Genomic DNA, 14,424 nt, shown 5'->3' on the forward strand with positions numbered 1-14,424 from the left:
GGAGCCGTGTAATGGGAAACTATTAAGCACGGTTTTGAAGACCAACGGGGTTGGTGACAACCTCGTTGAGTTTACTTAGCAGTTTTTAGCTAAAGCTTGTCTCTTAGCTAACAAAATCTTTATGAGCAGCGACGAGCATCTGAGCTTGCCTTAAAACGTTTCCGAATAAATAAAAAGGAATCTGCCAAGCTGCAACAGTAACTTCTTTGACTATATCCTGTACACTAATTGCGATTAATTCATGCTCTGGCGGCTCTCCTTCAACTGTACCAGACCAAGTAAAAGCTAATAAGAAATCATCGTCTCCAGGCAAGGATGCAATCAAACATTCTTCTGGGGTTGGCTGGCAAATAATTCCATGATCGTTTGCAAGTTCTACTAGTCTTTGAAAGTTGTTTACGTTGGTCATTTGTCCTTCGGATGTAATTAAATCTCAGTTTTAGAAAAAATCATATTTTTATCTCCATAACTCAACTAAATTGCTCCATACCATAAATTACGAATTATTAATTATTCGGTCAGAGTTAGTAGTTATTGGAGTTGGATCAGGCTTAAGTCCAAAATCTTACCGCGATCGCCAGCTTGTATCAGCAACAATTGCTACTATTTTAAAAAAAGCTGAACTACCTACTTTTTCGGTTGACTCTATTTACATACACCTCCCTTTGTTAGCATTTCAACATTGATGCCTTAATCTCACCCAGGCTGACGGAGTGCATTGAGAATTGCGATCGCTTTTGGGGGAACAGCTGTAAACCGAAGCAGAAAAAGATGCTCGTCAACATGAGATTGTTGGATCACCTTGACATAGATATATTCTTCTTCTGTATCCAGTTTTGGTTCAATCAATAACTTGAGTTTGAGATTACTCAACAGTTCTAGAGAATGTGGCGATTGCAATTGCGCCTTTTTTTCTGAGAGGCTAATCAATGCTCCCAAAAATACTGTTCCCACTGCATGTTTTCCCTGCAAAATGGTGTATTCCACAGGGACTTCTTGATTGAGAATGATCATTTCTTGATCATCATCAGGCAAGAATAAATTATATTGACCGCCAATGCCACGAATTTCACAAATTGTCACAGGGTGTTTTATTCCCTTAGGTTCTATTTGTAGCTGTCCAGCAATTTGTAGGTCAATATTGGCATCGTTACAGGTATTTTCAGAAATTAAAATCTGTCCTCCCACGGTATAAGACTCAATTCGGGCAGCTAAATTAACATGACTGCCAATAACTGTATATTGAGCGCGTTTTTGAGAACCAACATTTCCCGCCACGGCTTCGCCTGTATTAATTCCAATTCCCATTTCGAGAATTGGGAAATTCATTTGTTGATTTTGTTCGTTCACTTGCTGCATTGCCAATTGCATCGCAATAGCACAAGCGATCGCTCGTTGAGAATCATCTTTGCGACTAATTGGCGCACCAAATATCACAAAAATACCATCACCCATAAACTCATTAATTGTGCCTTTATACTGGTTAATCACATCTGTCATTGTTCCCAGATAAAGATTCAAAATCTTTACTACTTCTTCGGGGGGCAATTGTTCAGAAATAGCCGAGAATCCTCGTAAATCAGACACAAGAACCGTAACTTTTCTTCGTTCTCCTCCTAGCTTTAAACCAGAAGGAGTTTCTAGGATATTAGCGACAATTTCATCAGTTAGATAGCGACCGAGGGTTTTTCGCATCTCGGTAGCACTTTGAGCAATATACTGAGTGAGTGCGATCGCAGAACCTGCAAATGCCAGCATTGAAGGGACAACGGGAATCCACCAACCAGCCAAAAACGCCAAAAAACTGCCACCAAGTAAACCGCTACCTGCCAACAAAACACTAACAGCCATGAGCATTTTTTGGTTGCTACTGTGGCGTTGCAGCCAACATAAGCTAGCGCCAATAATTGACCAAATCAAAATTGATAGCCATTCTAGCGACTCAGGTAAACACTTGATTAGTGGACGACCATCCATTGCCGCACTTAAAATTTGACTAATCAAATTAGCATGAATTGTTACACCCGCCATCCGTTCTGGGTCAGTAAATACATTACTGCTGTAAGGCGTATAGAATAGATCCTTCAAACTCTCAGCGGTAGCACCAATTAATACTACTTTGTCTCGCATTAAGTCTCGTGGGATGGGATTTTCTTGCACTTCGCTAAGAGAAATTTTAGTAAACTGCTGTATCCGTCCTCGATAGTTCAACAGCACTTGGTAACTCCCCGCATCTGCTCGGATATAACCGCCATCATTAGCCTCAAAAATCGGGAAAACACCCCGATCTAACTGCAAGTAATTAGAGTTAGTTGCTGATGGCTTTGCGGTAATACCTTCAGGTTTCAAGTACAACAATGCCAGCTTTAACCCAAAGCTTTCGAGAATCTCGTCATTATTTAAATTTACGTACAACAATCCTCGCCGAATTTTGCCATCTCCATCTATAGGTATGTCATTCGACCCAACTTGATGAAGTTGCTTCAGTTCTGGAGATGAATCAACCGCCGAACTATCAATAGTATCAGAGACTTTTTGGACTCCAATTAAATTGGGAGTAGACTTAAACACCTTAAGTAAGTCTTGATGACCGGGATTGACGGGTAAATCACGATAAATATCTAAACCGATCGCTCTAGGTTGCTGCTGTTTGATTTTTTCTAACAAACTGGCAAGATTTCCATCAGACATAGGCCACTGACCTTGTTTGCGGATATCTGCTTCATTAATTTCAACTATGACGATGCGGGTATCAGCCGACTCTCGTGGACGGAGGAGAAAAAATTGATCCAGTGCTGCCAATTCCAATAATTGCAGTAATCCAGTCAAACGTAGTGCAATCACCAGGGCTGTAATATTGGGAACAGCAAGTAAAACACCCCGCCATTGCCAGATTTGCGGTTTCAGCTTTGCCCACATAATATTTAATGTTGAGTAGAGACGCGATTAATCGCGTCTGTACAAGAGTTAGGAGTTAGGAGTTCTCTTAATGCCCTTGTTCAATTTGGTGGTGAATTCTTAGATGTGCAACAATCGATCAATGGTTCTGAAGCGATCGCACTCAAACCTACTGACTTGAAAAATTGTCTCCAATCCAGCCTTGCTTTTAAATTATTCGGCTCAGTCCGGCGCAGTTGTACCAAACTATTCAGCGCCTCATGCCAAATCCCAGCTTCTGCATAGATGCTGGGAAACTTGTACAAATTTGCCTTTGCTAACGCCTCCGACAAGGGTGCTCCTGGTTGAGTGCGTTCCACCCAACCATCTACAGTGGGATTTTCGCTGGAGTCTTGAGCATCACAAAGAATTGTTAGATACCAGTGATAAGTTTTACCTACAGCAAGTGCAGGGGCACTGTCAGGAAGTTTGAAGCCAACAATTCCTGGTTTGTTCGGTAGTGGAAAAGATGTTTCATAAAATACGTTCTGGTCTTCAGCTAAAAGCAGAAACTTGGCTGTTTTGACTTTAGATGCAGGTACATACCAGAAAAATGTTGGACGTTGAGCAAATGTCAGCCCTAATTTATCTGGAGGTATTAAGGGAGTTATTAGTTTTTTCCCTGTTATGCAAGAGCCACCACGGGTAGAACCACCAGCACTTGCGGGAGGTTTTCCCCGCTGTGGCGGCTTAAATGTCTGACTAATTTGCCAAGTTTTATTGGAATGATCCGACTGAGCCTGTACCTGTGCTGTGAGAGCAGAAAGCAAACACAAAGGTAAGGAAAAGGCAACAAAATATAGAGATGGTTTAATCCATTTCATATTGATAATACCTAGGTTCTAGATTAGTCAGGTGAATAAATCAAGTATTCCCAAAAGCAAAGTCAGATTTTTCACTCAACTACGAATTACGAATTACGAATTACGAATTTGGTTACAATATGGCAATATATAAAGTTGTAGCTAACCGCCTACGTAGAGGTTTAACGTGGATACCATTGCAATTCCTGCTCTAAATCGGCCAGTGGATGCCACGGTAGAAATTCCCGGTTCTAAAAGTCTTACCAATCGGGCGTTGCTTGTTGCTGCTTTGGCGCAAGGTGACTCAATTTTAGAAAATGCCTTATTTAGTGAAGACAGCGAGTATTTTGCCAAATGCGTAGAGCAATTGGGCATTCCTATTACACTGAATCCTGATCTGGCACAGATCCAAGTGGCAGGAAGGGGAGGCGACATTCCAGCTAAACAGGCAGATTTATTTGTGGGTTTGGCAGGTACAGCAGCACGGTTTATCTCGGCGTTGGTGGCACTGGGTAACGGTGAATATCGCCTAGATGGCGTTCCCAGGATGCGAGAACGGCCGATGGGTGACATGCTGACGGTGCTGCAAACGGGTGGAGCAACCGTTAACTTTGAGGGAAACTCCGGGTTTATGCCCTATACCGTCTATAGTCGGCAATTCGCTGGTGGAAATTTTCGGTTGAAAGCGAACCAAACAAGTCAGCAACTTTCGGCATTGCTGATGATTGCACCCTATGCTCAACAAGATACGAGCATTGAAGTTGAGGGTACGTTGGTTTCTCAGTCTTACGTTAAAATGACCTGTCGTCTGATGGCAGACTTTGGCGTGGAGGTGCTTCAAATCGGCGATAATCAATTTCAGATCAAAGCCGGTCAACGTTACCAAGCTCGACATTACACAGTAGAACCTGATGCGTCCAATGCTTCTTACTTTTTTGCTGCCGCCGCCGTCACAGGTGGACGGGTGCGCGTCAAACATTTGACCAAACAATCCTGTCAAGGAGATATTCTGTGGCTGAATGTCTTAGAACAGATGGGTTGCCAAATTAAGGATTCGGATGATTACACCGAAGTGACGGGGCCGAAGCAATTGCAAGGCATCGACATTGATATGAATGATATATCGGATTTAGTGCAAACATTAGGAGCGATCGCCCCTTTTGCCAGTTCACCGATTACCATTCGGAATGTGGAACATATTCGATATAAAGAAACCGATCGGATTAAAGCTGTAGTCACAGAGTTGCGTCGGCTAGGAGTCAAGGTTGAAGAATTCGCAGATAGACTGAAAATTGAGCCTGGCCCCATTACTCCGGCGGCGATTGAAACCTATCACGATCATCGAATGGCAATGGCTTTTGCTGTCACTGGCTTGAAGGTTCCAGGAATTGTGATTAAAGATCCTGGCTGTACAGCGAAAACCTTTCCAGATTACTTCACGCGATTCTTCCAAATGTTAGAACAATAAGAGGCTAGAACAGCAAAATTTACTGATTGCTAGAAAACAGAAGTAACTTCAAAGCCAATAAAAGATTGTTTTTCATTCTTTTATTGCTGAAGAACTGCTTCTCTTGCTCCCTTGCTCGTCCTTCTATAGTTAACTTTTACATCAGTCCTATCTCTCCATCCTCTTTTTTGGCGAAGTCTTGGAGAGCAGTTAGCTTTTGGAATTGCTATAGTATAGGCTTTCATAAGTCCGTAATGCATAAAATTACGAAAGACTCTGCATTTCTCTGCGTTTTTAAACGCTACGATTCACCGCAAAACTGTATTTAGTTCAATTCTCTTCTAGGTAACAAAGATTTATGAATGTTAGTACTGATCAAACACTGATTCACCAGAAAATATATGCAAAAGAACTACGTTCCCTGATTCCACCCGAAGCATTTATCCCAGATCCAAGCAAGTTAATTATCTTGTTTATTAATCTGACAATTTTAATATTAGGCTGGATGATAGCGGCTCGGTTAGATTGTTGGTCGCCATCTCTTTTATGGCTTTATCTACCTCTAAGCATCATTATGGGTAATAGCGTGGTTGTCTTACTATTTAGCTCCCACGATCTGATGCATGGTAGCGTGATTAAAAATGCCCGGTTAACCTATATCATTAGCTTTCTAGGGCTAACAATGTTGTGGATGCCACCAACATTGTGGAAAGCAGTTCATAACCGAGTACATCATAATCACACTAATGATGTGAGCGACCCAGATCGTAATTACTTATACGAACAGTCTTCAACCTGGGGAAAATGGATTCAGGACTTATTTGTGCCTTCTAGTGAAGTCAATCCTATATGGTTCACAGTCGGATTGACTTCAGCTTGGGGAGTACATACTTTTCGCAATCTCACATCTGTGCTATTTTTTAATAGTGAATCCGTCGATTATGTTCCTGCTGCATTTACAGTTAGTCCTAAAGATCGTCGTGCGATCGCAGGGGAATTATTAATGATGATCGTCATTCATTTAAGCATCCTAATCTATCTCCAATTTGAACCCCTGAAACTCATACTTGGTTACTTTTTACCTATTGGAATTGGCTATGGTGGGATAATTTTTTACATTTATACCAATCATTTGCTTTGTAGAATGACCAGCGTTAATGATCCACTTATTAATAGTATGTCTCTCCGAGTTTATAAATTCTTTGACCTGTTGCATTTAAATTTTTCTCACCATACTGAACATCATATTTTTCCAGGAATGAACTCTGACTATTACTTCATAGTTAGAGATTTGTTGGAAACTCACTATTCTGAACAGTTTAATTTATTGGATGCTAGCGAGGCTTGGAACTTGCTGCTGCAAACACCCCGGCATTATAAAGATGAAAATACTCTTACAGATTGGTCGGGTAAAAAATCTGTTCCCTGTTCTACAAGTGACAATTCAAAGGGTTAAAGAAAATACGATGTAAATCCATGATTCCGTCGATATCTTTGTAACCACCGTGTTACAGTTGAGCCATCTCTACCTAATATGTGGCTCAATTCTTGATGCTGTGTCACTTGTCCTAGTTAAATAAAGAAATTAGCTCGAATAAAGTATTAGAACTTACGCATTGACAGAAAATTAACTATGTGTATAAATTCTATCTGTTGTTTTAAGTGTTCCAAAATAAAGTCACGAGCTACTTGATTTTAACTTGTGTAAAATGCTGACATCAATGGAACATGAGCGATTTTTAGCTATTCCAGTTAAAAAATCCAATCCTTTTTCTTTAAAGAACTTTAGGTTTTTTTGGCTGGAATACCAACTGTCAGTAGTCACTGTTTTTGGACTAAGACCCCAAACTAGAACCTCAGCAATCATCTCTCGCAAATAAGCAGAATGTCAGCAGTAGTGGTAGCTTACTCCTAAAACCATTGTGCATCTAGTTACACCTAAAACTTTAGTTGAATTATCTACTCCTGACGCTGATTTTCAACAATTTGCTCCCTTTTATCCAGTGGTGTGCCAGAATTTTCGCTCATTTGGAAATAATTGGAGTCTCAACGTACCACATACCCAATTTAAGAACCGATTAAGCTGCTGTTGGATCGTCATTGACTTTAACAATCAACTTGCCAAAATTATCACCTCGAAGTAAACCGATGAATGCACTAGGAGCGTTCTCTAAACCAATAACTACATCTTCTTTATACTTGAGTTGACCAGACTGCAACCATCCAGTAATATCACGCAAAAAATCATTAAACCGATGTTGGTAATCGCTAACTAAGAAACCTTTGATTAAAGCCCGTTTGATTAGTAGTGGCATTAAATTAGGCCCTGGTGGAGGCGATGTGGCGTTATATTCTGAAATCAAACCTACTAGTGGAATTCTTGCCCCAAGGTTTATCTGCTGCAAGACAGTTTCTAAAATCACACCTGCTGTATTGTCATAGTAAACATCAATGCCATTCGGGGCAGCTTCTTTGAGCGCTGAATCAAGTTCTTGAGTTTTGCGGTTAATGCCAACATCAAAACCTAATTCCTTAACTATATAATCCCGCTTATCGTCACTCCCGACAATTCCCACTACTCGCGCACCTTTTATTTTGGCAATTTGACCTACTACTGCACCGACAGCACCAGAAGCAGCTGAAACTACAACAGTTTCACCTTCTTTAGGTTGACCGATATCAAGCAGAGCAGCATAAGCAGTCAAGCCAGGCATACCTAGTACACCTAAACTATAGGATAAAGGTGCTTGAGTAGGATCAAGTTTACGCAGTGTCTCACCCTTAGATACAGCATAAGTTTGCCAACCGTTACTATTAAGAACAAAATCTCCTACTTGAAATTGAGGATGATTTGATTTAATTACTTGGCTAACTGTACCACCGACAATAACTGAACCTAATTCTACCGGTGCAGCATAAGACTGGCCTCCACTAATGCGACCACGCATATAAGGGTCGAGAGATAGATAAATGGTGCGGCTAAGAATTTCGCCTTCACCTGGTTCGGGAGTTGGTGTTTCTACCAGAGCAAAATCACTCTCTTTTGGTTCGCCCACTGGACGACTTTTGAGGATGATTTGTTTGTTAATTAAATCGGACATAAGTTATTTCCCTCTCATGTTTTAGGCGATTTTTTTCATCAATATCCTTATCACTAAGGGTTTGCTAAAACTACGTGCGTTTGCCCTAATTTCTAGGCGGCTTAGAGTTCTCTTTTGGTGTATTATCTGTAGTCCCTCCCCCCAAATTAGACACCCAATCGTTTGCTCCTAACCCGAAGTGTCCTGTCTCAAACCACTTAGACTTAAGCAGCGACCACCAATCATTTGTCAATCCTTCCAATACGTAGTCATAAGGAAGCCAACCATAGCCCCCTTCACCCCAACGGGTTCCCCAACAGTTTCTGATTAGCAATGCTCCTTGCGATCGTTTACTACCATCAGCATTCTCTATTACTTTATGGTCGTCGTAGCCAACTGCAACAACAGCATGACCTCCTTTTACCTTATCGTTTTTAACTGGGTATGGAATATACCCACTTGGGTTTAGATCCTCGATGGAATAATACATAGTAAACCCAAAGGCGCAGGGAAAACCAGCGGCTAAAGCTGTTTTAATTCGGAATAACAGTATATTTCCTGTAGTGCCTAAGGGATTTAGACGGAAGTATTTCAGCGCTTGATAACTTTGACCAAAAGAGTAGCAAAAAGGGGTTGGTTCCTCATCAAACTTGTCTTCTTGATAGGGCCAATACTCTTCTGGAGGCACGCCAAATAATGCCATTGCCCGCATGGTTTCCCGAAGAGATGCTCCTGCATCGTCTTGACGATGCATGAGATTGAGTGTTGCTTTGTAAAGAAAGAGCCGAGAAGCATCGACATATCTATCAAAACTTCTTTTCTCAAAGTACTCCATTAAAGCAACACCGGCATGTGCCGTACATGAATCCAATGAGCCTTGGTCTTCAATTGGGGAACACCAAAAGGTTAAATCTACAAATTCTGGCATTAATAAATATACAGTTACATTCTTGCTATTTTCTTGTTTTTGTTTTACACATTTTTGTAAATGTCCTTCTAACGGAAGTTGTAAATCACTTTGAAACTCTAGACTTTTCTCCAAATGCTTTGGATAATCTTGACGTTCGGGTAATATTTGGATGACTGTTCTCAGATTATTCGGTTTAGTTTTTGAATTATTTTCTCCCTGAACTTGAGGATTATAATTCAGACTAATTTCTAAATTCCTGATAGTTACTTCTAAATCTTTGATAGATTTGAATATATCATCTATCTTTTTTAAAGATGTAGCTAATTTCTTTTTTCTATCTTTATCCAGGCAAGCTTGATCGGGAATTGTTATATCAATATTACTCAGGGATTCTTTGAAATTTAAAATTGCTGAAATAGCTATATATAAAGACACTGGATTTAAATCCCAGTCTTTAAATAAGTTGGTTTCCTGTTCTGCTTGAGAAAAAATACTAGATTTTTCCCACAACTTTTGCAGAGAAGATTTATTCTTTTCAGCATTAATACCTGATTGATTATTCCCTTGTTGATTATTTTCTTGACGGATATAGTTAACGTATTCAGATTTATCGAACCATTGATCTAGCTTATCTAATACGTCTCTTACAGCTTTTTCAAGATTTCTATGTTTAGCTAAAGGAGAAATTAGTTGAGCAACCAATTTAACTATCATATCAATTGCTCGTTTCAACGCACCTCGGTGTTTGGCGAGATCAGAATTAACACTATCCGTAGCTTTTGGAATTATTTTTTCATTAACAAAATGTTCAGGTTTCAATTCAGAAATTTCAAAAACCCTTAAGATTATTTCATAAAGGGTTATGGGTATTGTTGAGGATGCAGGTAAAACTTCTCGTTGCTGTTGTTTTTTGAGCGCAACTAAGTCACTTAATACTTGTAAGGTTTTTGTGCAATCAACATCATCCCTTTCTATTTCTATTTCATATCTAGCTTGAAATGATTTTATAGCTGTATCTGTCTGTCGACTAGAATACCCTGTTACTTGTCCATCAAATTCTCCTAACTCACATAAAAGCTGCTGTACTTTTTTAAGTTTATCATCACCGGAATATTGTTTTGCTTGTGCATCATATAGATCATCTAGGATTCTCTTTGTCTTTTCGTCAACTATCCCATCAACACGAGCAACCTTTGAAGGATGATATTGTCTTTGAAATTCTTGAACTGCATCCTCTGTTAGATAGTCAAAGAATCCTTTTATTGCCCCGTTATTTTCTCCTAAATTTTTGAGATAGCCTAGTTTATTGAGTTTTATTTGAATGTCTTTAATTTCTGGATCAAACATTCCAAATTTTTTAATTGTTTTTTCCGTGCTTTTAGCTTTAGAAGTTTCTTCTGTTTTTGGAAGTTTTAAGATTTCTAAAACTTGGTTTAAAGTATAGAGTGTTACTTGATCTACAACACTATCAACATTGTCATCAGTGTTAGCCCTATCAATACTGTCATCTGAGACAATTGAGAGATCAAAAATACTCTTGAATAGTTTTACTGCCTCCTTTGTAATTTCACCAAAATAACCATATTCCAGATAATCTGATTTTGAAAAATCATCTACAAATTTACTAGTTTTTTGTCCCCCAGTTCCAAAAATATGCTCATATTTGGTAAATTCCAGCAACTTCTGTTGAAGATTATAGACTTCCTGCCCTGCACAACCATGAGCTAAAAATATCTGTTCTTTAAGAGCTTTAGCATTGACTAATTTGAAACCTTTATTTATCTTTTTCTGAAAATTGTTGAACTTTGAGGCAAGTGTCTCTTCGAGAGTTGGATTTAGTCCATTTTTTATTAATTTTAATAACTCAAACAATTCTTCTATACTGTTTTGGGAATCATTATCATTATTTATCTGTATATCTTGGACTGTGATCATTAACTTCTGATTGATTTCGTCCATACGATAGTCTCTAAAATCGGGGTAGTCTGGTATCCAACCTGTTGATTTTTTATACATGGTGATGTCCTCTCAGATTTATGCTGTTATGGTTATCTATCGTTATGGTTCTTTTTATGCAAAAAAATATTTAAAATTTATTACTTTTTTGAAGCATTTGACCACCTGAAATAATAGTGAAAATTGTCGAAATCAATATTTAGCCTGAGTTTGAACTCCATCACACAGATTGCGATCGCTTTGACTCACATTCGGGTTATTCTTCAGATAATCATGCAGCCAATCGCATCCACGCCTCATCAAATTATCTAGGGTGAGATTTTCTACATTCCACAAAATAGCTGTACCATCTTTACTGCCAGAAACGAGAGTCTTGCTGTCAGGGCTGAAACTGATCCCGTTGACCTCACCACTGTGACCAGTAAGAGTAATAATCAAAGTCCGGTCTTTGTGCCAAAGCTTTACCGTTCCGTCATCACTAGCAGTGGCAATCATCTTGCCGTCAGGACTAAAAGTTACTTGCCAGATTGCAGCAATATGCCCATCAAGACTGCCGATCGCACGACCGTCAAGCTGCCAAAGTTTTACTCTCTCATCTGCACCAGCACTGGCAAGGGTCTGACTATCAGGGCTAAAACTGACGCTGTAGACAGAAGCGTTATGGTTTATGGTGTGAAGTACTTGACCTTGCCGATTCCAAAGTTTCACTTCCCCGTCATTACTACCAGTGGCAATCATCTTGTCGTCTGGACTAAAAGTGACGCTATAGACAGTGGCGTTATGTTTTAGGGTGTTAAGCAACTGCCCCTGGCGATTCCAAAGTTTCACTGTTCTATCTTGACTAGCGGTGGCAATGATTTTGCTGTCTGGGCTGAAACTCACGCTATGAATGCGAAAGCGATCGCCATGCTTTAAAGTCTTGAGTAGCTGACCTTGCCGATTCCACAGTCTCACCACCCCTTCGTCAGAACTAACGGCAGCAATTATCTGACCATCTGGACTAAAATTCACATCCCAGATTGTGTAGTCATTTACCTGAAGCGATTTGATCTGCTTACCCTGCTGATTCCAGAGTTTCACCGTCCCGTCATCACTGGCGGTAGCGATCGCTTTTCCATCACCTGAGAAGTACACACGATTTACACCAGCCTGATGTCCAGTGAGAATAGTCTGCCAAGGGCGGTCAATTTGCCACAGTTTCACAGACTTATCTTGACTAGCAGATGCAAGGGTACGACCATCGGGACTGAAAGTCACTTGATTGGCTCCAGCGCTATGTCCTGTAAAGCTAGTAAGTTCCTGACCATTCCTCTGCCAGAGTGTCACGCTATTATCATCATTACCTGTGGCAAGGGTCTGACCATCGGGACTGAAACTGACGCTGTATATCTTACTACTTTGTGCCTCTAATTTCTTAAAAGTTGAAAGCAATTTCCCTTCGGTATTCCAAAGTTTCACTGTTCTATCTAAGCTGGCAGAGGCAAGGGTATTATCAGACCTGAAACTCACGCTAGTCACTGTATTATTATGTCCTTCTAGGGTCTTAAGTTCTTTACCGTTTTTGTTCCACAGTTTCACCGTTCCGTCTAAACTGGCAGAAGCAAGGATTTGATCGTTATGGCTGAAACTCAAACTATAGATAGTGCCTGTATGCCCCTTGAGCATTTTGAGTTCCTGACCCTGTATGTTCCAAAGTCTCACCATGTTGTCGTCACCACCAGAGGCAAGAGTTTTGCCATCATGACTGAAATTCACAGCCCGAATTCCAGTATTTAGCTTTTTAAAGGTTTTAAGTTCTTTGCCATCTTGTTTCCAGAGTTTCACTGTTCCGTCTAAACTGGCAGAAGCAAGGATTTGACTATTAGGACTGAAACTTACACTAACTACTTGATCTAGGTGTCCTTTTAAAGTTTTCTGCAAAAGACCTTGTTTGTTCCAAAGTTTTACCGTGTTGTCTCCACTAGCGGTAGCGATCGCTTCTCCATCGGGACTGAAACTAACGCTTTGGATATAATCGCTGTGTCCCTGGAGGCGATCGCGTTCTCTTACCCAGTAAACCGCCTGTCCCAGCACGGCCATCACTTCTGCCCGTTCCTGAGTTGGAATATTGGCTTTGGCTGTATCTAGTTCTTTGAGTTTCTGTCCGACTTTTAAACCTTCTATCAAGGCATCAATCGTATTTCTATTCGAGCTAAAACGTGCATCAGATGCTGAAATTAAGGCTCGGAGTTCCGATTTTTGTGCTTCTATCCGCAAGTTATCAGCCTGCTTCCAACCAATTGCTGCAACAATAGCCAATCCTGTTGAAATCACAAACCCTGAAGTCAGGGCAATTACTTTTGTTCTGTAACGCGCCCTTTGGGCTTTGCGACTTTCACTAATGTACTCTTGTTGGAGTTGTGCGATCAAGGGTTCTTTTCCTGCTCCTTGAGTGAACCATTGCTCTGCTTCTTCTAGTTCACTACCTTGTAGCAAATAACTATTGTTGCGTTTTTTCTGATCCCACTCCAAGGCTCCTATGAGTAAACGGGTATGCTGTTTAACATGAGCTAGGTCAGTATCGAGTGCTTTGAGTAATGATTGAAAAGCTTCGTCAAAATCATTACTTTCTTGGAAGAAAATATAGTTAATTTTGGCTAATTCGGGATGAACACCCTCAACATACTGCCACACGAGTGGCACTAAACGTTTATTGTGTTTGAGGGCGTGTGCAATCTCTTCACCGCAGACTTCAGAAACGACTGAATTCGGACTAATAATAAAGATAAAATTATCAGCGCCTTCAATTCCTTCATAAATTTCTTTTCGCCAATCTGCCGTGAACGGAATTCTTTCCCAGTCTACCCAGATATCTCGCTTTTGTTGCTTGAGCGCTTCATAAAGCCTTTGAACGAACTCTTTATCTTTGCGCGAGTAGGAAATAAACGCCTCAGCCATATAAATTTCTATAAATACTTAATAAAATTTAAATAAAATACTGTTTTTTTACTATTTACGTAAAAATTCTATATACTTCGGAAAAAGAATTAGTTGAATGCAAGTTTCATCTATTGTTTAAATGTTCTTACTATATGATGATAATTTATTTAAACAAATTTTCAGTAACAGACCAATATAAGCTATTTTGACACAAAGCTTAAAGTGAATGTTATTTTGTTTTTCATATTATTTGAACACTAATGCTCTATATAGAGGGTACACACTTTTATGTTAATGTCAATAGATATATCTAAAAAAAGACGTAGCAGTGCTACGTTTCTACAAACGCATATTTAATTTCTGAGGTTTAGT

8 protein-coding genes and 1 pseudogene are annotated in these 14,424 nt (G+C 39.9%); 2 read left to right on the forward strand and 7 right to left on the reverse strand.

The features are described from left to right. Window positions 1-103 precede the first annotated feature (103 nt). The 3 genes from ACEYW6_RS24480 to ACEYW6_RS24490 form a co-directional block, all read right to left on the reverse strand. Window positions 104-409, reverse strand: coding sequence for a hypothetical protein (locus ACEYW6_RS24480; RefSeq protein ID WP_196514175.1), 306 nt, complete (start codon window positions 407-409; stop codon window positions 104-106). 287 nt (window positions 410-696) lie between these two features. Then, window positions 697-2,919, reverse strand: a complete 2,223-nt coding sequence (locus ACEYW6_RS24485) for a CHASE2 domain-containing protein (protein WP_412981801.1) — start codon at window positions 2,917-2,919, stop codon at window positions 697-699. Between the two features lie 80 nt (window positions 2,920-2,999). Continuing rightward, a complete protein-coding gene (locus tag ACEYW6_RS24490; protein ID WP_412981802.1) occupies window positions 3,000-3,761 on the reverse strand; it encodes a DUF928 domain-containing protein in 762 nt (253 codons plus the stop codon). A gap of 166 nt (window positions 3,762-3,927) precedes the next feature. Here ACEYW6_RS24490 and aroA point away from each other — a divergent pair, with 166 nt between their 5' ends. Both aroA and ACEYW6_RS24500 read left to right on the forward strand, forming a co-directional pair. Then, window positions 3,928-5,208, forward strand: a complete 1,281-nt coding sequence (gene aroA, locus ACEYW6_RS24495) for a 3-phosphoshikimate 1-carboxyvinyltransferase (RefSeq protein ID WP_412981803.1) — start codon at window positions 3,928-3,930, stop codon at window positions 5,206-5,208. 337 nt (window positions 5,209-5,545) lie between these two features. After that, a complete protein-coding gene (locus tag ACEYW6_RS24500; protein ID WP_412981804.1) occupies window positions 5,546-6,643 on the forward strand; it encodes a fatty acid desaturase family protein in 1,098 nt (365 codons plus the stop codon). A gap of 264 nt (window positions 6,644-6,907) precedes the next feature. On the opposite strand, the pseudogene ACEYW6_RS24505 reads toward ACEYW6_RS24500, so the two are convergent. The 4 genes and pseudogenes from ACEYW6_RS24505 to ACEYW6_RS24520 form a co-directional block, all read right to left on the reverse strand. Further along, a pseudogene (locus ACEYW6_RS24505) lies at window positions 6,908-7,066 on the reverse strand (IS701 family transposase); the annotation flags it as partial. 199 nt (window positions 7,067-7,265) lie between these two features. Beyond that, entirely contained in the window at window positions 7,266-8,288 is a 1,023-nt protein-coding gene (locus ACEYW6_RS24510; protein WP_412981805.1) for an NADP-dependent oxidoreductase, read from the reverse strand. Between the two features lie 85 nt (window positions 8,289-8,373). Beyond that, window positions 8,374-11,193 carry a peptidoglycan-binding protein gene (locus ACEYW6_RS24515; protein ID WP_412981806.1) on the reverse strand — a complete coding sequence of 940 codons (2,820 nt, stop codon included), beginning with the start codon at window positions 11,191-11,193 and terminating at the stop codon, window positions 8,374-8,376. 132 nt (window positions 11,194-11,325) lie between these two features. Continuing rightward, window positions 11,326-14,070 (reverse strand): toll/interleukin-1 receptor domain-containing protein, encoded by a 2,745-nt coding sequence (locus ACEYW6_RS24520; RefSeq protein ID WP_412981807.1) that lies wholly within the window; start codon window positions 14,068-14,070, stop codon window positions 11,326-11,328. Between the last annotated feature and the right edge of the window lie 354 nt (window positions 14,071-14,424).

Source organism: Nostoc sp. UIC 10607 (assembly GCF_047228265.1).
GTDB classification, from domain to species: domain Bacteria; phylum Cyanobacteriota; class Cyanobacteriia; order Cyanobacteriales; family Nostocaceae; genus Nostoc; species Nostoc foliaceum_A.